Source organism: Nostoc sp. (genome assembly GCF_036916975.1).
GTDB lineage: Bacteria > Cyanobacteriota > Cyanobacteriia > Cyanobacteriales > Nostocaceae > Nostoc.
In genome coordinates this window covers 1-26,312 of sequence record NZ_JBALFF010000068.1, presented here as the reverse complement: position 1 = coordinate 26,312, position 26,312 = coordinate 1, and the positions used below count along the sequence as shown (strand labels likewise).

Below are 26,312 nucleotides of genomic sequence, written 5' to 3'. Positions count from 1 at the left end.
CTTATAATTTTAATTTAACGACAAAAACTCTTCTCCTGTGGTGGGATGAATGCCTATAGTTTCATCCAAGTCTTCCTTAGTAATGCCCTTGCGAATTGCCACACCCAGACTTTGAATGATATTTGCTGCATGTTCACCCACCATGTGAGCGCCCAAAACTTGCCCAGAATCACCATTTAACACTAACTTTATAGTAGTTGGCTCATCCTGTTCGATTAGCCGATACAACAGTGGTTGAAACTGGGTGCGGTAGCATTGGACATCACCAAATTTTTCCCGTGCTTTCGCCTCTGTCATCCCCACACTAGCCGCTTCTGGACGGCAAAAAACAGCAGTGGGGACATAATCATAATTTAGTTTTTGCGCCTTATTCCCAAAAACTGTATCCGCAAAGGCAATACCTTCTGCCTTAGCCACTGGAGTCAATTGCACACGGCTGGTGCAATCACCCACAGCAAAAATGTTTTCTTGGCTAGTGCGGCTGTATTCATCTACTTTAATTGCACCATCTTCGCCAAGTTCAACATGGGCATTTTCTAAACCAAGATTCTTGGTATTTGGAATGTAACCTGTGGCAACTAAGATGGTATCTGCTGTAATTATTTCTTGGCTCTCACCAGAAATAGTCAACAAGAAACCTTCTTCTGAGAATTTGATTTCACTAACAGTGCTGTTGGTGAAAAACTTAATTTTGCGTTTAATTAAACCCTGTTGTACAGCAGAGCGAATGTCATCATCAAACCCCGATAAAATCATTCCGTCTCTTTCAATCACCGTCACTTCGCAGCCGAAAGCGTGCATCATGCTAGAAAATTCTACGCCAATGTAGCCGCCGCCAATAATTGCTAAACGTTTCGGCAGATAGGGTAGCTGAAACATCTCGCGGGATGTGATAGCGTATTCTATACCTGGAATGTTGGGCTTGAGGGGTTGCCCTCCCACAGCAATTAAAATTTTGTCGGCTGTAACTTTGCGTCCATCAATATTGATAGTATGGGTATCGATGAGAGTGACATGTTGAGAAATTAGTTCAATTCCAGCTTTTTGCAATTGCTGAAAATAAGACTGGTTAATTGTGTCAATATGCTGATGTACTGACTTCATAAATAATGTCCAGTCAAAGTATGTTTGACAGTCACTCCACCCATAACTGTGCGCTATTTTATTTTGCAGGGCAAAGTCGGCTGCGTAGACAATCAGTTTTTTCGGAACGCAACCGCGATTTACACAAGTCCCACCGACGGATTCTTGTTCAGCAACAGCGACACGTACACCGTAACTAGCTGCTTTTTTAGCTGCTGCCAATCCCCCAGGCCCAGCACCAATGACAAACAAATCGTAATCAAATGTCATAAAAATCTGTTCCTTTTTCACTTTTTGGACAGAGCTATTTCATACCTTATAATGATTTACACAAAACTTAATCTACTGTCTTTGGGTGGACAATTGGGGATGAAACCAGGCTGATATCTAGCACATTGCCGCATTAATAGCAATTACATCCAAAAGGAACAGCGACGCCGAATAGCCCGCCATAGGCATCGCTCGATTATTGCTAATTTATATTACATTATGTTGCCAAAGAAGCATTTTGTATATTCTACAAGAGGTAGATGTTTGCGTAGGCGTAGCCCGTCGTAGACATCGCACTTTTGAGCCAAAGCATATAAATAACAGCTTAATCTTCAGTTACAATCTCAATTTAATCTTAGTTACCCACAAGAGGAGTGAATTTAATCGCGTGAATGGGTTACAAAATGAGGGTTGGGAGGAAGAAAGTTGATAATTGAGTTAGTAGCTACGAATTACTACTAATCTGCTTCCACTACTTCTAATGTCAAAATCCTTTTTGGTTTATTCACAACCAGCTGCATAATATCTAACCACAGTGAACCAAGCAAAATATCAGGTAGTTCTTCTCCTACATGAACGGGAATGATAAATTCTTTGCCAGCAACAATGACTTTTCCTTCATATAAATCAAAATACTCTAATCCTCTGGCAGTTTGCATCTCAATCTTAGGTATAACTATCGGCCAGTCAATAGCTTCCAAGTCTTGAGAATTAATCGCCAGCCACCCAGATGTAAAACCTGTATCAAGCATTGCTTCAACTTCAAATTGCTCACCATTAGCTACAACCAATTGTATTTCAAAGAACAACTCTCCATTGTTACCAAACTTGCCCACAATCATATCGTGCCGCAAGCTCCAATTTCGTTAAGGCGAAAGATAGTAAGTTTCGCATCTGGATTAGTATATCGCGCGCGAATTTGCTGTAGCAAACCTTCTAGTTTCGCGTCAATCAGGTAGTTTTCGCTTTCTGCATCAATAGCGATAAACCAGTTGTAATGGTTGTCGATGAGTTGGGGACGAAGGCACTCAAAAATAGTACGACACCTAGCACCCAGTTCCTGACGTTGTGCTTGACGGAGATTTGTTTCTTCAGTCGTAACGTTAGATTTTATCCATCCCCGATTTCGGCTTGTTTTTGATAATTGAGTCATATTGAATAAAAATAGATTAGAAGCAGTATTTTAATTATTGCGTGCTATTGCTGATTGTCTATAAAATATTGGAATCGCTTCGGCTAATCTAGCTAAATTTTGTAGGTTGGGTTGAATGTAGTGAAACCCAACATCATCGTTTTGCGAGAGTCGAATAACTGTTCAGTAAGCATATTCCCATTCGGCCTCGCTAGGTAGTCTGTAGGTTTTTCCTGTCTTCTGGCTCAACCTTTTACAAAATTCTACTGCATCATCCCAACTCACGTTTTCTAACGAATTGTAATATTGTTGGGTTGGAGTTGGGTTTGAGGTGTTTGACTACACACTGTCTACGACGGGCTGCGCCTACGCACATCGAAGACACCCTACTCTTACCCATTGCTGAAATAGAAAAACGACTATTCAAAAATTAAATCGCCTTCTTCTTTGCGTCAGGTAAAAATCAAACAAAGGCGGGTGCGGGGATTGAACCCGCTAATCCCCACAATGGTGGAGACGTAACCGATAACCTTAAATTCTTCGGCCCCGAAAGGCAAGTTGCGAACAAGGATAACCCGCCATGAAGTATGAAGGATAAAGTGTTTCATCCTTTACCCTCCACCAATTTCTACAACTCACCCGTAGCCAGCATCTGGATGATCCGAGGCGTACCTGGGTCCAACCCTGCCAAATCCCAGGAGAGGGAATCTTCAGGATCTACCAAAGTAATTTGGTAAGGTGTCAAGGTGACATATACCGCCTTGACGTTAGGATTTACCTTTTTGCGGTACTTTTTCAGTGCTTGACTAGGATGCTTATTTCCCGCCCAGCTTTCCGAGTCAGTCCAAAAGCAGACTACATCAGCTTTAAAGTTATTCTTGATCATCCAGTCGTAAGCTACAGATGCGTCTGTTCCACCAAAGTTTTGATTGCTAGCTTTGCGAACCGCAGAACTAAAACTATCTTTGGCGGTAATATCTAATTCCCGGAATTCGGTAGCAAAGCCGCGAATCATGTAGTTTTTTTCTGCTTTTGCTGTCACTAGTGCCATTGTGGTGGCAATTTCACAACAAGTTAGTCCCATATCTGCAACCAAGTTACCCATAGAACCAGAAACATCTACGGCGTGCATGAATACTTTACGTGTCGGTTGCACAACATCAAAAGACAGTTCAACCGCCTTTTCTAAAATGTCCACAATCCGAGGAACTGGATTCCAAGTTTTCTTGCTGCGTCCTAATGTTCCACCAGATTGATAAGTTTTGAGTGCTTTCAAAACATCTATCGGATGGATGCGACCTTTACGCAGATGTTCTCTGCGATTAAGAACTGTTTCCACTTGCAGCAAATTAGCGTTTTCATCAGCTCGTAACACACCCAGTTCAGTTAAAGAACCCAAGTTACGTAACATTGCACCTATTGGCATTTCCTGAAATAGCAACTGCCAAGCAAGCTGATCCATTTTGCCCACAGGTGCAGCCATTTCGTGGGTTAAGCGTCCTTGGGAAATAGCTTCATGGGTTTGGGTAGGATTCTGCTTGAGCCACTCGTACCACCAAATCTGCGCCAATGCTTCTGAGGGGATATCTGCTGGTAATTCTTCCCAGCCTTTAACTACCCACTCAAATAGTTGACGGTGATTTTCTGTAGGCGGTTTGACATGGAACAATCGCAACGCATCTCGATTAGAGAAGCCTTGACGCTGTTGATATTTCAACAGTTGATAAGCTAAACCCTTCACGTCTTCCCTTGAGAGCCAAGTTTTACCAGCTTCCCGCACTACTTTGCCAAATCCCCGCAGAGATTTGGTGTAGTTCAACCATTCGTAGAAGTGGCTACCAGTGCGGACAATTTGCGGGAAGATTTCACCAAACGCCTGTTTTGCTTCTGGTGCTTCACCCATCGACAGCAGTACCAAAGCTAATATTGGCGCACTGTTATTGATGGCGCGTCCATCGCTAGCATATAGAATTTCTTCTGCCGCACGGCTGGGATTTTCCGCAACAGCAAGTCTTACAACTGTCACAAAATCCTCAGTTAATTCCTGTTTACCAGCGTAGTAAGTGCTTTTTGCTGTGCCAACTAACAGACAACGGCGTAGCATCTTCCAAATACCAGCATCAAACATCCAGCCGCCGGAACGTCCCTGAACCATTTCGGCTTCTCGTCCGGGGATAGGTTGATTTTGTGGTGTAGTTGTCTTCTTGTTAGTGAAGAAGTTGTAATTCATGGCTTCATCTCCCAGCCCTTGTGGGCAAAATGAAAGGTGGCAGAGCAGGATTTGAACCTGCGACATCCGGCTTAACAGGCGATAACCCTAATTCGTCGGCCTTTTCAGGCAAGGTGTGAACAAGGATGTTTTTCGGCGCTCTACCAAACTGAGCTACCTGCCACATAGAAATTTTGGATTTTGGATTTTGGATTGAATCTAAAATTATTTGGTGTAGCGGAGCGGGATTTGAACCCGCGACCTCTCGAACCTGATTCGATAACCCTAATTCGTCGGCCTTTTCAGGCAAGAGGTGAACAAGGATGTTTAGCGCTCTACCTCTGAGCTACCCGCCACATGAAAATTTTGGATTTTGGATTTTAGATTTTGGATTTTGGATTGAATTTAAAATCTAAAATTAATTGGTGTAGTGGAGCGGGGATTGAACCCGCGACCTCCCGCGTGACAGGCGATAACCCTCAATTCGTCGGCCTTTTCAGGCAAGGGCTGAATAAGGATGTTTAGGCGCTCTAACCACTGAGCTACCCACCACATAAGTAAGTAGGCGCAAATAATCATCATTGGCTCGTAGTTGCGCTGTCTTCGCTAAAGCGCAACTACGAGCTAAATACAGAGATTTTACTTTTCGTTATATAGTTTGGTTTTATCTTGCCTATTTACTTATCAAGTAAAGTTGACTTGTATTATTAATGTAGTATGTGTATTATTTGTTGTCAAGGGGTTGGCAAGTTAATTTATGAGTTGTTAGTTGAGTGAAAAACCCTGTTGTTTTCGCCGGTAAGAATTTTTGTGCGTAGTTTACCGCCGTAGGCATCGCAGACCAATCTTAGATAAGTTGCAGATTGAAAAGGTTATGACACTCACTAAGGAAAGGTTTTGCCGGCAACTTTGCCAAAAGATACAAAAAAGTGTCCTAATTTTTGCCAATATATAGTATTATTTCCAAAAATTCACTTGGCAAAAATCGGCATGAGTGAGAAACCCATAGAAGATAACGGTAAGGCTTTTCTCGTTCTACTTTTGCCCCTCTCGTTCTTGATTATTTTCCTAGTTACCACTTGGAGATTTTTACTGGCACTAATTTTGCTGGTAATTGGCTTCAAGGTTTGGCAGGAATATCAATGGCAACAGTGGACTCATCGAGTTAACCCAATTTTTCATCAGTTAGTTCGGGAAAATCAGGGCAGGCTTACGCCAATGGACTTGGCAATGAGGGGCAATTTTCCTGGAACAACGGCAAAACGCTACTTGGATAGTAAAGCCTCGGAATTTGGCGCTAGTATAGTAAACTCCGAAGATGCGGGGCAGTCTTATTACTTTATAACTGCCAGCATTCTCGGCAATATTCTTGATAGTAGTGAGCCTGTTAAAGAACTTGCTACTCAAGCAGTTACTAAAACTGCGCGTTCGTCGCAGACGTTGGCGCAGCCATCGCTCCTAGCACCACCACCAACCCCACAGGAGGAACCAGAAACCGAATCACCACCACAGCCAACCCATGATTCAGCTACACGATCGCTGGAAAAACAGTTAATTTTTGGCTCTCTGATTCAATCTGAACTTGCCAAACGGCTAAATGTCTATTCCAGCACGGTTTATAAACGGCGAAACGATCCAGAGTTTCCTGATTGGAGTCGCAGCAAAGATCCTGATGGTATTGCCTGGTCATACTCAGAAAAAACGAAGGAGTTTTTCCCAGTGGAGGAACAAGGTTAAAACAATTCGTAATTCGTAATTCGTAATTCGTAATTCGTAATTCGTAATTCGTAATTCGTAATTCGTAATTAGAATTTGGGAATTTTTGTTTGTAAACCTACAGCTTCGTTGATGGAATTTAAGCCGCTTTGTTCTAGTAGGACAAGCAAACCTGCGAGAATCTGGCGTACCATTAATGGGCCTTCGTAAATCCAGCCTGTATAAACCTGGATCAAACTAGCACCAGCAGTAATTTTCTCCCAAGCATCGTCAGCAGAAAAGATGCCACCAACGCCAATAATCGGAATTTCTCCTTGGGTTTGCTGCCAAATAAAACGAATTACCTCAGTGGAGCGATCGCGCAATGGTTCGCCGCTAATTCCGCCAGCTTCATCCTGAGGTGATTTGCCTGTTTGGTCAATCACCCGGGTTTTGAGTCCATCACGGCTGATGGTGGTGTTAGTGGCGATAATTCCTGCCAGTTGGTAGGTTTTAGCCAAAGAAATAATGTCAGCGATCGCAACCCAATCCAAATCTGGCGCTATCTTGACAAAAATTGGTTTTTGTGTAGTATTTTCTTGTTGTAATAAATTCAAGATAGCACTGAGCATAGAAGCATCTTGGAGCGATCGCAACCCCGGTGTATTGGGAGAAGAGACATTAACAACAAAATAGTCTCCCAAATCCTTGAGTAAACGAAAACTATCGAGATAATCTTGTGCGGCTGCTTCTAGAGGAGTTAGCTTAGATTTACCCAAATTTATGCCTATGGGTATTGACTGGGTTAACTTCTGTTTTTCTTGTGCCAAACGTGCCGCCATTGCTGCTGCACCGCGATTATTAAAGCCCATCCGATTCAGAGCAGCTTTATCCAACGGCAAGCGAAACAAACGGGGAGGCGGATTTCCTGGCTGTGCGTGAAAAGTTACAGTTCCTAATTCAGCAAAGCCAAAACCCAGGTTAGACCAAATGTTAGCAGCTACTCCATCCTTGTCAAACCCAGCCGCTAACCCTACGGGATTAGGAAAGTTTAGTCCAAACAAATTCTGTTCTAGGCGGGAATCGTACAAACACAAGGATTTTTGTAAGGGTTGGTTTACCCAACTAGCAGGGGTTTGCGACAGCCAGCTAAAACAGCGAATCGTCTGCTGGTGTAACCACTCCGAATCGGCTTTTACCACATTGAACAAAACCGGACGAATGGCAAATTTATAAATATCCATTAGCTTTTCAAAAAAAATTACCCACTTAGGCATAGTTGCATAAAAAATACCCTCACTTACGGGTAAGGGTATTGGAATATTACTTTGTATGAGATATCCTTGTTTTGTCACTTTGGAAGAATGTAATAGCCCAAAAGGTTACAGGGCTTTAGTTTCTAGTTTGTTATAAGATAAAGCCTCAAACCTTTATGAAATCAAAGTCTCAGAGTTTGGGTTCCATTATTGTTTACCGAGAGTGACAAAACAGGGATAAAACACTTCTTTAGCTGTGTAACAACGACGAATTTATTGTGCTTGGGAGGCTTTTTGCTTGCGCTTAATCATCCATCCCATAACACCAGCAACTGCTATGACACCAAGAGTACTGGGTTCAGGAACAGAGGTAAGTGCTACTTTCGTTCTGAAGATGGCATAATTGCGATCGCTGCTAGAGTCGTAGCCCAGCGAGTCATGCCATATAAACTTTGATTGCGAAGATATACCTGGAATTGTACCCCAAGGAGCAGTTCCTTGGCGAGCCGACACCTGTGGGGTCTTCCAAGTTGCACTACCTATTTCGCTAGCCACAGTTGTTAATAAAGGAACATTACCAGACTCACCTGGATTTGCACCACTAGCAATTTTGTATACCCAATCGCTAGTATTTGATAAGAGGGAACCGCCACCAGGCAATGTGAAGTCGCCTATCCAGGCTTGGTTTATGCTATCATCCCAAGCTAGGACGTACAGATAGTCTCCGTCATTGGCGTTGAAATTGAAGGTTTCAGGCAAAGACCAGTTAAATTGGCCAGGATTGCCAGATGCACCCTTCTCGTTTCTACCAACAAATGTCAACCCGCTACCGTCCGCTTGACCGTAGTAAAGACCATAATGGTTATCTGCTGTGAGGGTTGCTGTAATATTGACAGCGTGCGCCGAAGTTGTTCCAGTTAACAATAAAGCAACTGATCCTAACATCCCTGTTAGCCCAAGTTTGAGAGAATTAGGATTTGAAATTAAAGTAAAACTCATTTGCTCTCCAAAAAAGCTCAAATTTAGTTTGTCCAGACGTACATCGTCGGACAGCACACATATATTACTGCTAAAAATACTTAGTATCAATGGCTAATTGAGCTTTTTACCAAATCAACATAATATCAACATCATGTATAATTTGTTTTTTATAAAGTTATAAATTTTAACTGTTAACTGATTTAAGAGTGTTGTCTGGGGAAAATGCGCGATCGCTTATTACTCAAGGTGCTTTTCTGGGCATCTTATATATTACAAGTTATGTAAACCAATAAATCAGATGGGGCAGCCGCAAAAATCTATAGCCGCCGAACAGCAGATCCTCTCATTGGGGCGCGTCCTCCAAAACCTCAGAGAAGAAGAAGATGTTGACGTTCTGATTGAAACTACTATTTCTTATCTTAAAGAACAGTTTGACTACAAAATGATTTGGATTGCTCTTTACGATCGCCTGAATCACATATTACTCGGTAAAGGGGGCATCATACCCGATCGGGACACCAGCTTTTTACACCAAAGGGTTGTTCTCAGTCCTGGGGATTTATTAGAGCAAGTAGTGATTGAACAGCATCCCTTGGGCATAGCTGATTTGCGAACTGAAATCCGCGCCGCCGAATGGCGAAAAATTGCCGAAAAATTCCACATCCAAGGAACGATTCTTTTACCAATTCGCTATAAAGACCGTTGCTTAGGTGTGCTGTTACTGGGTTCAGAACGCTGGGGCTACTTACTGACAGGGGAAGCAAAAGCCCGTTTGATGATGGTTTTAGGCGAATTGGGGGCAGTGCTTTTTCAAAATGAGATACATTTGCAGCAAAAGCAAACCAAGCGAATCGACGAACGATTATTAGAATTGCTAGAAAATTTACGCACCCTTGGTAACCTGAATCAAAGACTTGAAGCTGCGGTGCAAGCAACTCATAAATTTGTTTCCCCCAACCGGACAAATATTTACTGGTTTGAGCGGGAAGGGCGCTACTTTTGGTGTCGGATCAGCAATCAGCTGGTGAAAATCGATCGCAATTCTAGCACTCAGCAAGCGGCGGGAATGACGGTACAGGAGTTGAGTGACTTTTATTATGCTTTGACAGTTAACCAAATTGTCTCGATTGGTGATGCCCGCAGTTCTTTAAAGAGTCATTTTACAGCAAAATTGCTGCAACGGCTGAAGGTGCGATCGCTCTTAGCCGCTCCAATAATCTGGCAAAAGAACTTGCTCGGTTTTCTGGCGGTAGAAAGCAATGAACCTCGAATCTGGACAGAGACAGACAAAAATTTTGTTCAAGGTGCTGCTGGCTTAATTTCTCTGGTCGCAACTACCGAAAGCATGGAAAACACTATCAAACAGATTCAAGAGGATGCCCAACTGACTAGTCAAGTTGCTCAAGGTATCTATAGCGAACATGACCTTCAGGAAACTTTAGACAGCTGTGCTAAAAGAGTTTTAGCTCGATTAGTTGCTACACGATTTTTGTTGTTGCAGTATGATCCTCAACAGAATCATTATAAATTTATTTACCAAAGTCAGCCTTCTAATCGCCGACAGTTGACATTTGCCCTTCATCCTCTCAAAGAGTTAGATGGGCAGCTTTTGCAACGTTCAACTCAAGCCGTGGAAATTGAGAATTTAGATGAAGATTTACGCTTTTTTAATTGGCGTCCCTTGTTGTTAGAAAGTGGAGTGCGATCGCTACTTATTTGTAAATGCACTCACGAGCATATACCAGCAACGCTTTTGGTGATAGCTCACGAAACCAATCGTTCTTGGACAACTCTAGAAAAAGAATTACTCTTGGCTGTTAGTCAACAGATTGGTGTAATTATTCGCCAGTGGCAATTACATAGCCGCACCACCCAGCAGCAAAAAACTTCCCAAGCATTTGAGCAATGCCTACGCATCCTGACACAATCCCCAAATAGCAAAATTGAGGTAGGAAAAAAACATTTAGAACGTACAGCACTCGAACAAATAGCATCGATTCTGGGTTGTCCTTTAGCGTTACTGCTATCCTGGTCACCTGGTGAAAGTTGGGCAGAAATTATCCCTGGAGTGGCTGACAATAGCCTATTCGGGCTTTTTTCCGATGCATCTATTTCTATCCAGACAGAAGCCTTAATTCAGTGGGGACTTGCCACAGAGAGTTACCTGACTTTGAACGTAGATGATTTACCCCCCAAAACTCGAAAATGGTTGAAGATTCCAGACAAAGGTCAAATTTTGGTGATGGCATTACGTACCAATGCTGATTATGAAATTACGGGTGTAGTGTTGTTAGCAGACTATCAAGAGCGTCGCTGGTCAGAACAAAATCTCAGTGCGATCGCAACTCTGATTTCTCAATTAGCCTGGTGGCGTCGTGAAAAGCAAATTACCCGACTTTTAGAATCCACAACAGAAGATTTACGACAACTCAACTGGTACAAACATCGCCGCTTAGAGGAAATTCAAAGAATAACGGCGCTATCCCTTAAACAAATACATGATTTGGGTACTCCTAGTAATGAACTGACTCAGATGCGCTACGAACTATTGCTGCGGCAATTAGATCATACAGCCGCCTCTATGAGTGGAATGCTAAAACTTGAGCAATGGCAGCTAAATATAAGTTGGGAAACTATGCCCATAGCCAGTTTACTGAAGCGATCGCTCGAACGCATCGAAAATTTACTTAAACAACAAAAGCTGTGGATTGGTGTACATGGTTTGGGACAACAGATAGAGGAACAATCGTCAAAGAATTCTTCACTCGCTAGAGGTCTTCCTACTTCTAACGCTCAATCTGCAATGGCGATCGCTGGTGATATTGTCAAAATTGAGTTAGTTATCCATGAATTATTGGTTAATGCCTGCAACCGTTCTCAAAGCGGCGGCAGAATTGATATTTGGTGTCGCCGTTTTGATGCGTCAAAATCCTTAAATACAAAGCTTTCTTCTGCAAGTGGAGAAACTGATCATCAGACATCGCTAGAACTGTCGATTACATACAACGGTGCGATCGAACCACAGCTATTAACAGAACTACATGATAATAGACCCAAAGATGTGCTTGCTCCCTCCAAACTCGACCAACCACCAGGTTTACATTTGGTAATCTGCCAAAACCTCATGCAAGAACTAGGAGGAGAGTTGAATTTCTATCAGTTACCAGATAATCGGCTAGTTAGCCGCTTGTTGTTGACCTTAGTTGGTGATAATTTTTAGTGTAAAATCGTGGCGAATTGAGGGTTAAAGTTTAAACGCAGAGGGATACAGAGGTAAACGCAGAGGCACGCGGAGAATTCGCTATCATAATTAATGAAATACTGTATTTAGTTGAAATTTAAACGCAGATGCGCTTACCTTCCCGCAGACCAAAGCAGTACTGATGTATTACTTTGGCGTGGTTAATTATTTGGGAACTGCTATAACTACAAGCGTTAACAATTTATCCTTGTCACTGTCAAGGTTAATTAAACGGAAATATAAAATTAGCTTGGCAGTTATCTCAATTATTTTAGATATATTTACTGAGTCTATAAAGAGTTAAACTAGTACTTTTTGATAATTTGAATGTCTCAAAAAAACGTGACATTTTTAAAAATACTAGTTAACATATAACTTGATAAAACGCTGATTAACACCAGTCATTTTTTATTGAGGAAAAATTAATTAGCCAGTTAAAATTTGTCAAACTTTTATAAAAAGTCTATTTGCAAATGTGATTAAAGCATAAACAATTACCAATTCTTCTTAGCGCTTTTTTGGGGAATTAAATATTGTCGCAATATTTAACCAATACATTGCTAATTAAATTAAGATATTTTTTTTAAATTAGGGAGCATCCCAAATGTGCAAAAACCTTGATAGCCCTCATCCCCTAACCCCGAATCCTATGTTTGGGATTCGGAAAACTAGAATTATGTCTCCCCTCTCCCATGTTTGGGAGAGGGGCTGGGGGAAAAGATTTAAGTACTCATTGGGATGCTCCCTTAAATTACATGTTTTATTTAATAGTTAATTCAAGCTTGATAGCGTTCTTAAAATATAAATACCCCCTTAAACATACATTTTTAAGCAAAAATATGGAATCACTACATCAAATTATAGCTACCACTTTAGAGATTATCAACTTACTGCAAATAAAAATTTATAGATGCTATAAAAACATATTTATAAGCATCAAAATAATTAAATTTAAACCATTAATATACCGCTTTAATGAAGACCAAGATAAAATTTATTTGTCTGGAGAAATCTATCAATGAGTTTTAGATACTTCAAGCATTGGTTGAGATTTAGTTCAATCCGAAGCATTATTCTTTTGGCTCTAATATCAATTCCTAACTTATATAGTGCATCTGCTCAGACTACTCCTAAAGGAGGAATTGACTGGATTTTAGTTGTAGATACTTCTGCTTCTATGCGTGGTGTCGGTGGAACAAAAAACATTTTTGAGCCAGTTAAAAATTCTATCACCGAATTTGTTAATACAGCTAGATTAGGCGATACAGTTACTATTTATAGCTTTGATACAGATGTCACCCTAAATGCCAATGATATCACTATTAATAGTAATCCAGACAGAGGTAAACTTAAGCAAATAATTAGCTCACTTCAAGCTGAGGGCGTGCGTACTTATACAGGTAAGGCTGTGCAAAAGGCTTTGGAACATTCTGCCCTGTTAAATAAACGTGCTGACGCTCTTGGTCGTACTGTTAGTATTGTATTTCTGACAGATGGATTAGAAGATGTGCGTGGTATTCCTAATCCAATTTCTATTCCTAGTAATACCCAATTTTTACGTGAGCAACAATGCAAGCCCTATATATTTTTTGTGTCTTTAGGATTAAAAGAACACGAAAAGCAACTGAATGACTTTGCTAGCAATCCAGCGCTTTGTGGCAAGGGACAAGTATTGCGAGATCCTGGAGGAATTCAGCTAAATCAACTGGCTCAAAATATCCGACCAGTGCTGATTACACCCAAGCTTGATGTTAATTTACCCACTGCCAATTTGTCGCCAGTATTACCGGGAACAACTACTAAACCGCTCAATGTTAATACCATCAGTAATGTCAATGGTAAGGTAAGTTTGCAACTAGAAGACCCTGATCAAAGTGGTATTCGCTTAATTTCACCCGATCGCACCATCGACTTAGCTGCTAATCAAGCAACAGTGATCCCTGTGCGTTTACAGATACCACCGGAGGCAAAAGGGGGCGCAAATAACTTGCGCTTGGTGTTGATCAGTGCAGATCAAGCGATTGCACCAATTAAAATTGACCTACCTATAACCATTAAGTCACAACTGCAAATACAACCTACAAAGATAGATTTTGGCTCAATAGAAGCAGGGAAAACCACTGAGACTCAAACTTTGGTAGTTCGCACCAATACATCTGGAACAGCTAGCTTACAGCTGCAAGGCAATTTCAAAGACATTTCTATGACAGAACCTTCAGCAGCCATATCCTTACAACCAGGAGAAACTAAAATTCCTGTGCAGTTGCAGGTTACTGATAACAGTTTTGCAGGCGATCGCACTTTCACACTAGTCCTAACCCCAGATAAATCAATTGCTAATCCTGTCAGTGCGGAAGTTCATCTGTATATTTTGATGCCCCTATGGCGAAAAATAGTTATTTGGTTACTTTTAGTGCTGTTGGTGTTGTTAATTGCCCTGATAGTAGTTTGTTTGATTCAACGCAAAACCCCCTTGGAATTAGTCGAAAATTTCCGCAACCGCAACCGCTTAGAAGGAGCGTTGGTAGTGCTAGAACCACTGCCACAATCATCGCAAGACGAAGAGATTAGTCTTACTCACCTACAAAAGGGTAAAGTATGCCTGAGTGATTTGATACCAGTTATTGCTCCGACAAATTCTGATGCTGAGTTAGTCACAGTTTGGCGGGCAGGCAAAAAAAATATAGATTTGCGGTGTTTGAAAGGTGTAATTTTTGTCAATACTAAAAATATAAATACAGATGAACTCTTCGACGAGGACATCATCCAGATTGGCAACGTTAAGCTGCAATTTAACTGGATTGAACACCAAAGACCCCCTGAGCCAAGCAGTGGGCAAACAAACTTTTGAATAATATCACAGGAAAGTGAATGTTAAGTCCCACGGTTGTGCGTCCCACGGTTGTTTTTCGTCCTACTGTTGTTATCGGGCTAGGAGGAACGGGTTATGAAGTTGTACTCAAGCTTAAAAAGCGATTTATAGATGTTTACGGCTCAGTTCCAGAAGTTATTCGTTTTATTTCTATTGATACTACTGAAAATATCCAAGAACGAGAAAAATCACCTGATGGAACTAAGGTTATCTTAGAACCTAATGAACTTTATGCAATTTCTGTCGCAAATCCCCTACCTTTAACACGTAACGACCACATCGCGGAATGGTGGCCTAGGGATATTTCAGCAGCTAGCCTGATTAGTGGCGCTGGACAGATTCGCGCCCGGGGACGGCTGGCCTTATTTGCAAAAGTAGGCGATATTGACGCTTTAATTGCTCAAGCAATCAATTCTGTCCGCGAAATTCGCACTAGTAAACAAGTATTTTCAGATAACTTTCAAGTTTCCAGTCGAGATGGTGTCGAAGTTTTTATTGTTGGCAGTTTGGCTGGTGGAACGGGGAGTGGCACATTCTTAGATACGGCTTTTTTAACACGAAGACATCTGAATAATTTTTCTAATATTACGGGGGTATTTGTTTTACCCAGAGTGTTTGCTAATATTCCCCAAACTCACTTGGTCAAGTCTAATGCTTATGGCGCTCTCAAGGAAATCGAAAACTTTTGGGGATTGTCCCCCTCTAATAGCATTGAGATTGATTATGGCATCGCAAAAATAAAAGCCGATCGTCCTCCCTTTGATGCTGTATTTTTAATTGACGGGGTTAATAAAAATGGAACTGTAGTTGGTCGTCCAGATGATTTACAAAATTTAGTTGCAGATGGTTTGTACATCCAAATTGGTTCTCAAATCGGTCTAGATGCTGCTAACGTTGCTGATAACATTCGCGCTTATCTGGCAACTGGTGAAAAAGTTAGAGGACGCAATATAAATTACTGTAGTTTTGGTTTTGCTACCCTGACTTTGCCAGTACAGCAATATGAGCGGATGAAATTAGAAGATACTCAAAGCTTGCTAAAGAATGAGTTAATGGCATCTACCCCAACAATCGATTTAGAAAGCGACATCGCCCGTTTTTTAGAAGATTGCAAGTTAGCAGAAGCGACTACTGTCCTCAATGCCTTGACTGAAAGCGATCGCGGCGGACAGATGAAACCCGAATTTAGAATTGGCGAAATGCGTTACGATCGCACTGCTTTACCGACGATTAAAGAACTCTACAAACGGCAGTTGGATCAATTTGAACAACGCACGGCTCAAGAGTTGGGATTGAATTTTCATCGCTTACAACAGACTACAACTGCTGCGATCGCAACTTTCTGGGAGCGAAGCCTCAACCGTCCCAATGGGCTAGCTTATGCCTTGCAATTTTTAAACCTACTTTCCCAAAAGCTAAATGAATTACAGCAGAGCGTACAGCGCAAATCGCAAGAGGCGCAATCTAGTTTCAATGCTTTGAAATTAGAACCACAAGAAGAAAAAATTAAAGAAGCCGCAGAAACTTGGTTCTCAAATAAAAACAATATTCAAGCAGCTTGTCAGAGATACAAAGAACGGGCTGACCAAAAGTGGAAGATTTATTTACATTTAAAGCGGTGTGATAAAGCGGCTGAACTGTATGGTGTGTTGCGGAGTAAGGTAGAAGAAATCCAAGAAAAGTCTCAGCGTCTGCACAGTAACTTAGATAAAGTTTATCGAGATTTAGAACAGAGTTATCACGAGGTCAACCGTCAAGGAAGTAACGATAATCCTTTTATTCACACCATTCAGCGTATCAACCTGCAATCAAAACGCCCCAAAGTTACAGGCGAAGATTTTATCCGTTGGTATCGAGAACAGTCTCAAAATTTAACGAATTGGTCTGATAAAAAAGCTGAAGATGTCAAGAACGAAATTTTGAAATTTGTTGATGAAGCTTATTATCCTCTTACCAGTATGACTGTTGAAGAGGTTTTAACAGATAGCAATCCCGAAGATGCCGGACAAGATTTGCAACAACTTGGTAAACTTGCAGTTCCTCTCTGGCAGTATGAAGTATCAGAAATTCCCATTCAACAGCAACACTTAATCACAGAATTTTATTACTACGGTGTAGAGAGTAACAACACAGTTTTTAGCAATCCGCCTCTTTCTAGTCGCTTGCCTAAAGGAAATAATAATCCTTCTTTCGTACCGACAGGTGAACCCCATAAGGTGATGCTGTTTCGCGTGGAAGTCGGTGTTCCCTTATTTGCCTTCAACGGAATGAGGGATATGGAGTCAGCTTACCTAGATCCGAATAAAGTCTTTAAGCACCTGCATCGCAATTGGACAAACTTAGCTAATTTAATTCCTCCAGAAGAGGACGGTGGAGCGTTGCGTTGGTTTGCTTTAGCCATGGCACCCGATCGATATAAATTAATTGTCAATCAGGGTAAAAAATATTTCGTTTCTACAGAACAAGCGAAAAAATTAGAAGGCGGAGTTTTGCCTTTAGGAGGCGATCGCAAATCAGCATTTAAAACTTTCAAAAGTAACTTACCTCTAGTCAAGGAAATTGCTGACAAAGTTGAGCGGATTACCCACGAAGACCAAGACAAAGCCAAATTTACTTTGCAAAACTACATCAATCACCTCAATCAGGTTTTAAAGGGAGGTAAGGTTGATCCGCAGATTCAAGAACAGGTAGAAATGGAAATCCAGGAAATTGAAGCCTACCTGGAACATTTAGATGTGATTATTTAGCCCCATAGTTTGCACTCTGAGAGTGTCCCCATGCCAAAACCAACTATTTTACTTGCACTCGATCCTCACAGTGCCGCTTTTTGTGCAGCCATTAAACGGCAACTGCAAGAATTTCCAGCCGATCAAACCTGTTTAATTCAAACTTATACCTTAACTTGGGATAGTCAAACTTTTGGCTTTAGTGGCGAGTTAGATCAGTTTGCTGACACGAGTTTTGATCTCGCTCAAACTCATAGTAAACAAGCTTATGTTTCCAAAATTCGTACCCAGTTCAGCGAAGCGACTGGGGAACTGCAAACTGCACTGATTGAATTATTGAAAACGGCTAATCAATCAAAAGAAGCAATCGCAGCGAAACGCCAAGGAGTGGAAATCAGTAGCAGCCATCGAGTATATCTGATGCTGTCAGCCAGCAATCAATTTGCTAGGGGAGTAGTATTTGACATAGTACGCTTGATTCGTTGGCTATTTTCTAAGTATTTTACAGATATTCCTTACAGCTTAGAAGCTTTATTGCTACTGCCAGGGTTATTTACCCAAGCCACAACTGCTGATTACGGTGCTGCTTACACTTTCCTAAAAGAGTTAGATTACAAAATGACCAGTGGCGTTGTAATTACAGGTAGTCAAAAAGTACCACCTTTTGATAACTGCTGGCTAATGGACGAACGAATTGGCGGACTGAGGGATAATTTACCTAGTTATGCTGATGCTTTGGCAGGTTTTCTCACAGTGGAACCGGAAACCAGTGGTTTATTGATTGGCGCACAAAAAGTCCGGGGAAAAATACCCGCTTATAGCTCATTTGGTTATGGAGAATTGTTTTTCGCAGGAGAAATAACTATTAATCGTTTGAGTGCTGCCTTAGCTGCCGATATTATCATGGAGCAGTTTTTACCGAAAGCAGAATTCACTCCCGAAGCAAGTCGTAAATGCCTATTAGATGCCAAAGAATTTGTTCTCAGCGAAGATTTTAGTAATGCTTTTTTGCAATTAGAACGAGACAACGGTAAACCAGTTTGGCAAGATTTTAATCCGCGTATTGAGATCCATGCTGGGATGGCGCAAGAATATGGGTTGGAATTGCAACGTGCTTATCGGCAATTTGAAAATAAAGAGCTACTTTCTTATAAGCGCACATTGGAAAAGTGTTGCAAACAACTACAAGCAAACCTAACCAATTTTTTAGATCGCAGCATAAATCGCTATGTTGATGCTACACCTAGAGGCTTACATGAAGGAATTAGGCTATTAAACATATTGACCTTTTTGTATTTGGAACTGCAAACAGATGCCATTGGCGATCAATCCCAAAATCTGGTTACAGAACTGCGTGCGGCTGAAGCATTTCTCGACTCAAGATTGCAGGTAACAATTGATCGAGAAGCCACTCAAAAGCTGCTCAACCAAATTCTATCCTTAAAATTGCGGCAGCAACAATTACAAGATGGTTTAGCTGAAAGAAAATCTGAGGAACAACTGCAAGAGTTACAAACAACTCAAAAACAGCTAGAAACAGCAGTTGCTGACTATCGTCAGGGGTTAAATGCCGAAATCGAACAAGCTCGACAAATTCGCTTTATGGCGATCGCTCGCGCTCGTGAACAAGCCGAAGCTGCGATCGTTGTAGCTCAGAACCACTTAACGGCCATTGAAAATCAACTCGAAAAAGCCACAGATAACTTAGATGAACTGCTAGCAGAAGAAAACCGTTTTCGCTCACAGTATCTAATCGTGTATCCTACCTTAGTTACTGGTGCAATATTCGCCTTGCTGATTTTGACCGGAATTTTCAGTCAATCAACACTATGGCTATTATTGCAAAAGTTTTGGGCTAACTTAGTTACTTATCTGCTTTGGACTGCGGTAACAATTTTGACTTACTTAGGTATTGTTTGGCTGAAGTACAGCACTAATATCCGCGATCGCATTCAGAAGCTTCAGAAACAAATTAAACGCCTAGAAAGCACTATTAAAGCAACCGCCGTAGAATTGCGTCGCAGCTATAATGAACAATTAAAGTTAGAGTACGATTTATACGCCCAAAATCTCCGTGTCGAGGCGTTAAATTATTTGATTAAAACAACTAAACAAAGAACTGAAACCTTACGTCAAACTCTGTCTGATTTCTCTGAGATACACAATAATTTGGTTGCTCAACGCGATCAAGCGACCACAAAGTTCTCCGAAATTCGACTGACAGTTCTAACTGATGCGGATATTGATACTTATTACCAAAGTTTCCTTTCCACATTACCAACTGAAAATTTTACTCAACAACAGGTTAGCCGTTCTCAGTCGTGGAAAATTTCTGCTGAAGAATTTCAAAATCAACTTATGCCCTTTGCTCGTCAACAGTTCGAGCAATTGGCTAATTTGTCTATTGGCGAAGTATTAAAGCAGCCAGATTTAATTGCCGCTAATACAGCTAATTTGCGTTTGAATCAACTTTATGATAACGCTAATTTGTTACTGCGACTTCAAGATATTGACACTAACTTAAACCCAACTTCTCAACGGGAGATTACCCTCTGGGTGGGAGCAAAAGATAAAGAACAAATTTTTGCATTTTACAGTCGCTTTAGTCGTAGTTTAACCGCCTTGATAGCTGAAGATGAGCAACGGTTGTGTATTTTGACCCGTTCGTTAGGCTTTCCGGCTTATTTTCTCAGTCAAATTGAGTATTATCGAGACTGCTATGAACGGACTCAAAGCGAACAAATCGAGCCAGACGAAAATATTCCCGATTTAATCCCAGAAGAAATTGGTTCTGGTAGGGAATTAAAACTAGCTTATCAAACTTTGCTTTTAGCGATCGCTCTTGGGCTACTATCCCAGCATTCTCAAGGTGATTATCAATTTAACGCTCGGTCAATTGGTAAAAATCGAGAACAAATTACTTTAGCTTTAGCAACTGAGTTCACCTTTCAGGAACTCTATGGAGACTTAGAAGAACGTATTGAAACATTTGAACGTGATTTTATTTACCATAAATTACAGGAATTCGGAACATCTGCTTCAGATTTAAATCCTTACGAAGTTAAGCTTTTAGATCATCTACTCTCAGACTATAACCCTCTGAATTAGGCATTAAATTACCTCCTTCTACTTCTCGGAAAATTTAATATAGACCTAACCCTCAAACCCCCAACCCTTTCTCTAAAAGGGAAGAAATGTCAGATTTAAAGCCTCTCTTATTTTAAGATAGAACTTACGTAAAACTAAAAGCTATAAGGGCAATTCAGGAATTGCCCCTACGTGAAAATTAGGGTTTAGGTTATTGTTTGCGTAAGTTTTGTCAGACAGGAATTACGCAAAATATCTCTCAAACTCTTATTCCTCTGTGCGCTCTGCGCCTCTGCGGTTTGTTATTCCGTAATTCGTGCGTTAGTTCTGTAGAAGGTTGGGAGAGAGCTAAAAAATAAGTCTAAAGATAGATTGACAACACATTTTTTCGTCGAAAGTATCCCTCCTTCCTAGCAAACTGGTTATAATTATTTTCCACCTCTTTCAGAAATCAAATTATCCTATAGACAGTATTTATATGGGACGTGTTCGTTCTAAATCTGACCTACCAACAAAAATCTGTCCGGTATGTCAACGTCCTTTTACATGGCGTAAAAAGTGGCAAGATTGCTGGGACGATGTGAAATACTGCTCAGAGCGTTGTCGTCGTCGCCGTTCTGAAGCTGAAAATGAAACCAACCGCAACACAGACGCAAATAGCGCAAGAGATTAATGGAGTCACAGGTGCAACCTAAATTAATTATTCATGGCGGGGCTGGTAGTTCTCTCCACGGTAAAGGCGGATTGGAGGCGGTGCGCCGATCGCTCCATACAGTAATAGAAGAAGTCTATTCTCTACTATTATGCAAAGCAACTGCCTCTGAGGCGGTGGTGCATGGTTGCCAAATGCTCGAAGATAACCCCCGCTTTAATGCTGGTACTGGTTCAGTACTACAATCTGATGGGCAAATCCGCATGAGTGCTTCTTTGATGGATGGTGCATTAGGGCGGTTTAGTGGTGTAATTAATATCTCGCGGGTGAAAAATCCCATTGAGTTAGCGCAATTTTTACAGAACTCACCAGACCGAGTGCTATCAGATTTCGGTTCGGCTGAGTTGGCGCGGGAAATGCAACTTCCCAGCTATAACGCTTTAACTGATTTGCGGTTACAAGAGTGGATACAAGAGCGACAGGATAATTTTAAAAGTGCAATGGCTGGCGTGGTAGCAGAACCCGAATTAGTAGAAACTAGCAATGCTGGACGCGGTACCATCGGTGTGGTAGCTTTAGATGCATCTGGTAGGCTAGCTGCTGGCACATCTACTGGTGGTAAGGGCTTTGAGCGGATTGGCAGAGTAAGTGATTCGGCGATGCCAGCAGGTAATTATGCTACTAGTAACGCTGGTGTTAGCTGTACTGGCATTGGCGAAGATATTATCGATGAGTGTCTAGCTCCCCGGATTGTAGTACGTGTCACTGATGGAATGTCTCTAAAGGAGGCGATGCAGCGATCCTTTGGAGAAGCGCATCAGAACCAACGGGATTTGGGAGCGATCGCCTTAGATGCAAGTGGAGCGATCGCTTGGGGAAAAACTAGCGAAATCTTACTCGCCGCCTACCACGACGGCGAAAAAATTGGCGACACCTTGGAATGGACCAGCAACGAACTGATCGGCTATTGTTGAATCAGTTTCAGGGCTTCGGCTAAAGTTTCTTGCTGGTTAACGATTGCAGCTAATTCTTGGGCTTCATAACGCCCCTCAAAAGCTTCTAGCGCCGCTCTTTTCAGTGCCACTTGATATCCTTGTTCCAGAATATCGATTAATTCTGCTTGATTCAAGTAAAAATCACCAGATTTGCGGCGCTTGTTTATTTTGTTGATTTCACGGACTGTATTTTCTATCGAAACATCCCAAGAGCGAGTAGAACGTTTTTCGGCTTTTTGTTGAATTAAATGGATGAGCAGAATTACACCATAACTATCAATTTTATTGATTTTGTCACTGAGGCTCATTTCTTCTAACTCATCCACCAACAGCAACGCCTCATGGATTTTGCCTTGTTCTAGAAATTGCCTAAGTTCTAGCAGTTCTTCCATACTAAATTGGGTTTGTCTTGCTCTGATGACTCAAATGGGACAAGCTAAAACCATACAAACCATTAGTACCTTTAGTTGAATCAACTAAGGGACTTCCAAGAAATAAATTACTCAAATAAACGAACCACAGAGACACAGAGAACACAGAGGAATAAAGAGGAGAGAGTTTTTTCGCCAGTTTTTTGGGTATTTTTTTATTTGGAAGTCCCTAATCTGATGATTTAATTATGGCTTTATTGACTCTTCTTGCGCCAAGCAGGTTTTACCACCTGACGACTACGGGCGATCGCCAGAGAACCATCAGGCACATCTTCTGTGACTGTAGAACCAGCTGCGATGTAGACATCATCTCCCAAGGTGAGTGGAGCCACTAAAACGCTATTAGCACCAGTTTTTGTGCGATCGCCTATTTTAGTAGGATGTTTCTTCACGCCATCATAATTGGCAGTAATTGTACCGGCACCAATATTAACCTGATTGCCGACAACGCTATCACCTATATACGACAAATGTTTAGCATTCGTGCGATCGCCTAATTGCGTATTTTTCAATTCCACAAAATTCCCCACACAGCAACCAGCACCCACTTCTACGTGACCACGCAAATGAGCATAAGGGCCAATTCGGCTTCCCGCCTGCACAGTGCTATCTGTCACCACCGAATACTGCACCGTGACATTTTCCGCCAACTGGCTATTTTCAATTAAACTTCCTGGGCCAATGTGGCAACTTGATTGAATGACTGTATTTCCCCGCAGATGAGTTTGGGGTTCAATAATTACATCCGGCTGTAATTCTACTGTTTCATCAATAGTGATACTTGTAGGGTCGATGAGAGTGACACCCGCTAGCATCCATTTTTCCTTGACTCGCCTTTGCAAAATTTCGTAGGCTGTTGCTAGTTGCAGGCGATCGTTAATGCCGAGAATTTCTTGGTAATCTTCTACATCCACTGCCATAACTTTTCCGACTTGAGTCACGGCATCAGTGAGATAGTATTCTTTTTGAGCATTGTTGGCTTGTAGGTGGGGAAGTACCTTTGCCAAATCTGGCCAGCGAAAGCAGTAAACTCCAGCGTTAATCCGATGATTCTCTCTTTGAGCAGCAGTACAATCTTTGTGTTCGACCATTTGCTGCACCATATTTTCATCGTTACAAAAAACTCGTCCGTAGCCGGTGGGGTTGGGTAGGTGGGAGGTGAGAATAGTGGCGGCGTTTTGATTTTGGGCGTGAGTTTGTAACATCTGCTTCAAGGTTTCGCTACGTATCAGGGGTAAATCGCCGTTAAGTACTAGCAAATTCCCAGTGTAGTCTTCCAAGTGAGGAAGTAATTGCTGGATGGCATGACCTGTACCCAATTGCACAGTCTGTTCGACAAACTCCAAGCTCTTAATTGAATGCATGGCGGCTTGCACTTCCTCAGATTGATATCCTACAATCACGATTCGCCGTGAGGGTAAAAGTGGTTCTACACTTTCGAGAACTCTCTCGACTAGCGATCGCCCACCCAAAGAATGTAAAACCTTGGGTAAGCGTGATTTCATCCGTGTGCCGCGTCCCGCCGCTAAAATTGCTACAACTACCATAATTAGCTATCAGCTATCAGTGAAATTATGATTAATGCTGTTGGTACTTTAAAATGTCGGATCAAATCATACCAGCTAATCATAGAAGACTAAAATATACAATGAGTCAGGATTATAGCAATTTTCGCCGCTCGCGGCAGCTACAAAATTTTTTACTCCCTACTTGTTTTCATAACAGGAGAGAATAAACTCGGCAAATTGCTGCATTAGTTTGGGATTACGCCAACCAGAATCAGTTTCTTTTTGCATCACTGAAAGTGCTTCTACTGAAGTAAAAGCTTTTTTGTAAGGTCGTTCGCTCCTTAAAGCATCATAAATATCAATTAACTGAAATACTTGTGCCAGGTAGGGAATATCATCTTCCTTGAGTCCATCAGGGTAGCCTGAGCCATCCCAGCGTTCGTGGTGATGACGAATAATTGGAATTACACCCCGCATAGTGCGTAGTGGCTGGCAGATTTTTTCTCCAATCAAAACATGCTGCCGCATGATCTGCCAATCTTCGGGGGTAAGTTTGCCTTTTTTTAGCAGCACTGCATCGGGAATACCTACCTTACCAATATCGTGGAGATAACCACCCCACATCAAATCTCGAATTTGGTAGTGTGATAAATTGAGGTATTCACCAAAAGCTTGTCCCAGTCTTACCAAGCGTTCACAATGATTGCCTGTATTGGAATCGCGGCTTTCAATCGACATGGCAATAGAAAATAGTACTTGTTCGGCATGTTCTAAATCTTCGTTCAGACGCTTCTGCCGCACTAAGGACTTTACACGCGCCGCCAGTTCCACACGATCAAAGGGTTTGGTGAGAAAATCATCTGCCCCAACTTCAATTCCCCGAATCCGCGATCGCCTGTCATTTAAAGCCGTAATAAAAATCACTGGGATTAGCCTAGTCTGCTCATCCTGCTTGAGTAATTGGCACACTTCAAATCCATCCATTCCTGGCATCATCACATCCAGCAAAATCAAATCTGGTTGTTTTTGAGTTACCAATCCTACAACAATAGAACCACTATCCGCCTCAATTACTTCGTATCCTTCCATCCCCAAGAGGGCAACAGCAGTCATGCGACTGGCCGCATGATCGTCAACTACTAAAACCTTCGGCGGATCTAAATCAGACTCATTCACTTTAGAACCTTTGCTTTGTAGTGTTCTAGAGACCAATGAATCATCACTACAGTTAACATCAGGTTTTATCCAAGAACACCCTGTTTGGTTATCTTTAAGCATAAGGTCTTCTTGAGATAAGCTTAAAGAATAAGCCTCCACATTATTTTGCGATCTTACGGCATGATTGGAACCAATACTCTTCACTCTGCTAATGGGGTTTGGCTCACTAACAATTTGTTCTGTAAAGCCTGTATGGGTGGATTTCCATGGAATCACAAAGGCACTCCAGTTTTTTGCACAAGTTAACAGTGTCAGATTTCAAAAACAAATTTAATATTCAACTATATCTGAGCTAGAGGTTTAATAAGCATTATCCATTATGTCAAGCTACGTATCTAAGTTTTTCGGCGTATGTATCTTTTATGTTACAAACAAAGGGTGTCTGTTTGTCAAATTTTTTGTTTTACTTCTATTCCAGTATCATCAATTGCGACAAATCTTAAATCAGCCTTTCTACGGATATTTTTTCAGTAGCGGCGCTAAAAAGCCTTGTAATTGGTTGTTTTATATCGAGATACCCAGTTTGGAATGTTAAGTCTTTATAGTCATCATGATATGTATAGATTTTTACTTATCCACTTATAGGAATATTTTTTTATTGTGAAATAATATGTAGTATTGAATATATCTCTTGCAAAAGTCCCTAACACCCCACCCCCCAATACGGTTCGGTTAACAAAGTTATCTGTTGAGGCGAGCAGTTCTTGAGCAGGGGGAGAAGAGAAGCAGGGAAAGAGAAATTTAGGACTTACGCATTAGGTATGAAATGTAGGGGCAATTCATGAATTGCCCCTACGGTAAATCAGGGCTTTCACTGCCTTGAAAGCGTAAGTCCTGAAATTGCTTAATAATAACTGTGTTATACCAATTTAATATGAAGCTGCATATAATATAAAAAATAAACTTGATAAATAAAAATAACCATGAGCCGTCCTTTTAAGATTGAAATAGCAGAG

At 41.4% G+C, this 26,312-nt stretch carries 16 protein-coding genes, 3 tRNA genes and 1 pseudogene; 7 read left to right on the top strand and 13 right to left on the bottom strand.

Annotated elements, in window-relative coordinates; all coding sequences use genetic code 11:
* Window positions 1–9: 9 nt before the first annotated feature.
* From gorA to V7K73_RS16500, 8 genes and pseudogenes are all read right to left on the bottom strand, one after another.
* Complete coding sequence (gene gorA / locus V7K73_RS16535; protein WP_334881686.1) at window positions 10–1,353, bottom strand: glutathione-disulfide reductase; 1,344 nt, start codon at window positions 1,351–1,353, stop codon at window positions 10–12.
* Window positions 1,354–1,811: 458 nt separating this feature from the next.
* Complete coding sequence (locus tag V7K73_RS16530) at window positions 1,812–2,195, bottom strand: aspartyl protease (protein ID WP_334881685.1); 384 nt, start codon at window positions 2,193–2,195, stop codon at window positions 1,812–1,814.
* Window positions 2,192–2,506 carry a hypothetical protein gene (locus tag V7K73_RS16525; protein WP_334881684.1) on the bottom strand — a complete coding sequence of 105 codons (315 nt, stop codon included), beginning with the start codon at window positions 2,504–2,506 and terminating at the stop codon, window positions 2,192–2,194. The genes V7K73_RS16530 and V7K73_RS16525 overlap by 4 nt, the downstream gene beginning before the upstream one ends.
* A 168-nt stretch (window positions 2,507–2,674) precedes the next feature.
* Window positions 2,675–2,776: pseudogene (locus V7K73_RS16520) on the bottom strand (formylglycine-generating enzyme family protein); the annotation flags it as partial.
* Between the two features lie 337 nt (window positions 2,777–3,113).
* A complete protein-coding gene (locus V7K73_RS16515) occupies window positions 3,114–4,715 on the bottom strand; it encodes a TROVE domain-containing protein (RefSeq protein WP_334881683.1) in 1,602 nt (533 codons plus the stop codon).
* A 36-nt stretch (window positions 4,716–4,751) separates the two neighbouring features.
* Window positions 4,752–4,878 (bottom strand) — tRNA-OTHER (locus V7K73_RS16510).
* 46 nt (window positions 4,879–4,924) lie between these two features.
* Window positions 4,925–5,051 (bottom strand) — tRNA-OTHER (locus V7K73_RS16505).
* 66 nt (window positions 5,052–5,117) lie between these two features.
* Window positions 5,118–5,247, bottom strand: a tRNA-OTHER gene (locus V7K73_RS16500).
* A gap of 437 nt (window positions 5,248–5,684) precedes the next feature.
* On the opposite strand from V7K73_RS16500, the gene V7K73_RS16495 reads away from it, so the two are divergent.
* Complete coding sequence (locus V7K73_RS16495; RefSeq protein WP_334881682.1) at window positions 5,685–6,431, top strand: hypothetical protein; 747 nt, start codon at window positions 5,685–5,687, stop codon at window positions 6,429–6,431.
* 68 nt (window positions 6,432–6,499) lie between these two features.
* On the opposite strand, the gene V7K73_RS16490 is transcribed toward V7K73_RS16495, so the two are convergent.
* The gene (locus tag V7K73_RS16490) at window positions 6,500–7,633 is read right to left on the bottom strand and encodes a quinone-dependent dihydroorotate dehydrogenase (RefSeq protein WP_334881681.1); all 1,134 of its coding nucleotides are present in this window, start codon (window positions 7,631–7,633) and stop codon (window positions 6,500–6,502) included.
* Window positions 7,634–7,918: 285 nt separating this feature from the next.
* The gene (locus tag V7K73_RS16485; RefSeq protein WP_334881680.1) at window positions 7,919–8,644 is read right to left on the bottom strand and encodes a PEP-CTERM sorting domain-containing protein; all 726 of its coding nucleotides are present in this window, start codon (window positions 8,642–8,644) and stop codon (window positions 7,919–7,921) included.
* Window positions 8,645–8,924: 280 nt separating this feature from the next.
* On the opposite strand from V7K73_RS16485, the gene V7K73_RS16480 reads away from it, so the two are divergent.
* The 6 genes from V7K73_RS16480 (at window position 8,925) to V7K73_RS16455 (ending at window position 22,178) form a co-directional block, all read left to right on the top strand.
* Window positions 8,925–11,846: a sensor histidine kinase gene (locus V7K73_RS16480; protein WP_334881679.1), complete on the top strand. Its 2,922-nt coding sequence runs from the start codon at window positions 8,925–8,927 to the stop codon at window positions 11,844–11,846.
* Between the two features lie 1,099 nt (window positions 11,847–12,945).
* Window positions 12,946–14,718, top strand: a complete 1,773-nt coding sequence (locus tag V7K73_RS16475) for a VWA domain-containing protein (RefSeq protein WP_334881678.1) — start codon at window positions 12,946–12,948, stop codon at window positions 14,716–14,718.
* A gap of 20 nt (window positions 14,719–14,738) precedes the next feature.
* Complete coding sequence (locus V7K73_RS16470; RefSeq protein WP_334881677.1) at window positions 14,739–17,486, top strand: tubulin-like doman-containing protein; 2,748 nt, start codon at window positions 14,739–14,741, stop codon at window positions 17,484–17,486.
* Window positions 17,487–17,516: 30 nt separating this feature from the next.
* Window positions 17,517–20,573, top strand: a complete 3,057-nt coding sequence (locus V7K73_RS16465; RefSeq protein WP_334881676.1) for a hypothetical protein — start codon at window positions 17,517–17,519, stop codon at window positions 20,571–20,573.
* 457 nt (window positions 20,574–21,030) lie between these two features.
* Complete coding sequence (locus V7K73_RS16460) at window positions 21,031–21,225, top strand: DUF2256 domain-containing protein (RefSeq protein WP_334881675.1); 195 nt, start codon at window positions 21,031–21,033, stop codon at window positions 21,223–21,225.
* Window positions 21,225–22,178, top strand: a complete 954-nt coding sequence (locus tag V7K73_RS16455; protein WP_334881674.1) for an isoaspartyl peptidase/L-asparaginase — start codon at window positions 21,225–21,227, stop codon at window positions 22,176–22,178. Before V7K73_RS16460 ends, V7K73_RS16455 begins: the two co-directional genes overlap by 1 nt.
* Here V7K73_RS16455 and V7K73_RS16450 read toward each other — a convergent pair.
* From V7K73_RS16450 to V7K73_RS16440, 3 genes are all read right to left on the bottom strand, one after another.
* Complete coding sequence (locus V7K73_RS16450) at window positions 22,169–22,591, bottom strand: DUF29 family protein (RefSeq protein WP_334881673.1); 423 nt, start codon at window positions 22,589–22,591, stop codon at window positions 22,169–22,171. The genes V7K73_RS16455 and V7K73_RS16450 overlap by 10 nt on opposite strands.
* Before the next feature lie 233 nt (window positions 22,592–22,824).
* Window positions 22,825–24,177 carry a bifunctional UDP-N-acetylglucosamine diphosphorylase/glucosamine-1-phosphate N-acetyltransferase GlmU gene (glmU, locus tag V7K73_RS16445; protein WP_334881672.1) on the bottom strand — a complete coding sequence of 451 codons (1,353 nt, stop codon included), beginning with the start codon at window positions 24,175–24,177 and terminating at the stop codon, window positions 22,825–22,827.
* A gap of 159 nt (window positions 24,178–24,336) precedes the next feature.
* Complete coding sequence (locus V7K73_RS16440) at window positions 24,337–25,572, bottom strand: two-component system response regulator (RefSeq protein WP_334881671.1); 1,236 nt, start codon at window positions 25,570–25,572, stop codon at window positions 24,337–24,339.
* Window positions 25,573–26,312 lie beyond the last annotated feature (740 nt).

Excerpts from the sequence above, each read along its gene's own strand:
- gorA (WP_334881686.1), bottom strand. The coding sequence starts at position 1,353 with ATGACATTTGATTACGATTTGTTTGTCATTGGTGCTGGGCCTGGGGGA.
- V7K73_RS16450 (WP_334881673.1), bottom strand. The coding sequence starts at position 22,591 with ATGGAAGAACTGCTAGAACTTAGGCAATTTCTAGAACAAGGCAAAATC.
- glmU (WP_334881672.1), bottom strand. The coding sequence starts at position 24,177 with ATGGTAGTTGTAGCAATTTTAGCGGCGGGACGCGGCACACGGATGAAA.
- V7K73_RS16495 (WP_334881682.1), top strand. The coding sequence starts at position 5,685 with ATGAGTGAGAAACCCATAGAAGATAACGGTAAGGCTTTTCTCGTTCTA.
- V7K73_RS16525 (WP_334881684.1), bottom strand. The coding sequence starts at position 2,506 with ATGACTCAATTATCAAAAACAAGCCGAAATCGGGGATGGATAAAATCT.
- V7K73_RS16485 (WP_334881680.1), bottom strand. The coding sequence starts at position 8,644 with ATGAGTTTTACTTTAATTTCAAATCCTAATTCTCTCAAACTTGGGCTA.
- V7K73_RS16490 (WP_334881681.1), bottom strand. The coding sequence starts at position 7,633 with ATGGATATTTATAAATTTGCCATTCGTCCGGTTTTGTTCAATGTGGTA.
- V7K73_RS16455 (WP_334881674.1), top strand. The coding sequence starts at position 21,225 with ATGGAGTCACAGGTGCAACCTAAATTAATTATTCATGGCGGGGCTGGT.
- V7K73_RS16460 (WP_334881675.1), top strand. The coding sequence starts at position 21,031 with ATGGGACGTGTTCGTTCTAAATCTGACCTACCAACAAAAATCTGTCCG.
- V7K73_RS16465 (WP_334881676.1), top strand. The coding sequence starts at position 17,517 with ATGCCAAAACCAACTATTTTACTTGCACTCGATCCTCACAGTGCCGCT.
- V7K73_RS16515 (WP_334881683.1), bottom strand. The coding sequence starts at position 4,715 with ATGAATTACAACTTCTTCACTAACAAGAAGACAACTACACCACAAAAT.
- V7K73_RS16530 (WP_334881685.1), bottom strand. The coding sequence starts at position 2,195 with ATGATTGTGGGCAAGTTTGGTAACAATGGAGAGTTGTTCTTTGAAATA.
- V7K73_RS16480 (WP_334881679.1), top strand. The coding sequence starts at position 8,925 with ATGGGGCAGCCGCAAAAATCTATAGCCGCCGAACAGCAGATCCTCTCA.
- V7K73_RS16470 (WP_334881677.1), top strand. The coding sequence starts at position 14,739 with ATGTTAAGTCCCACGGTTGTGCGTCCCACGGTTGTTTTTCGTCCTACT.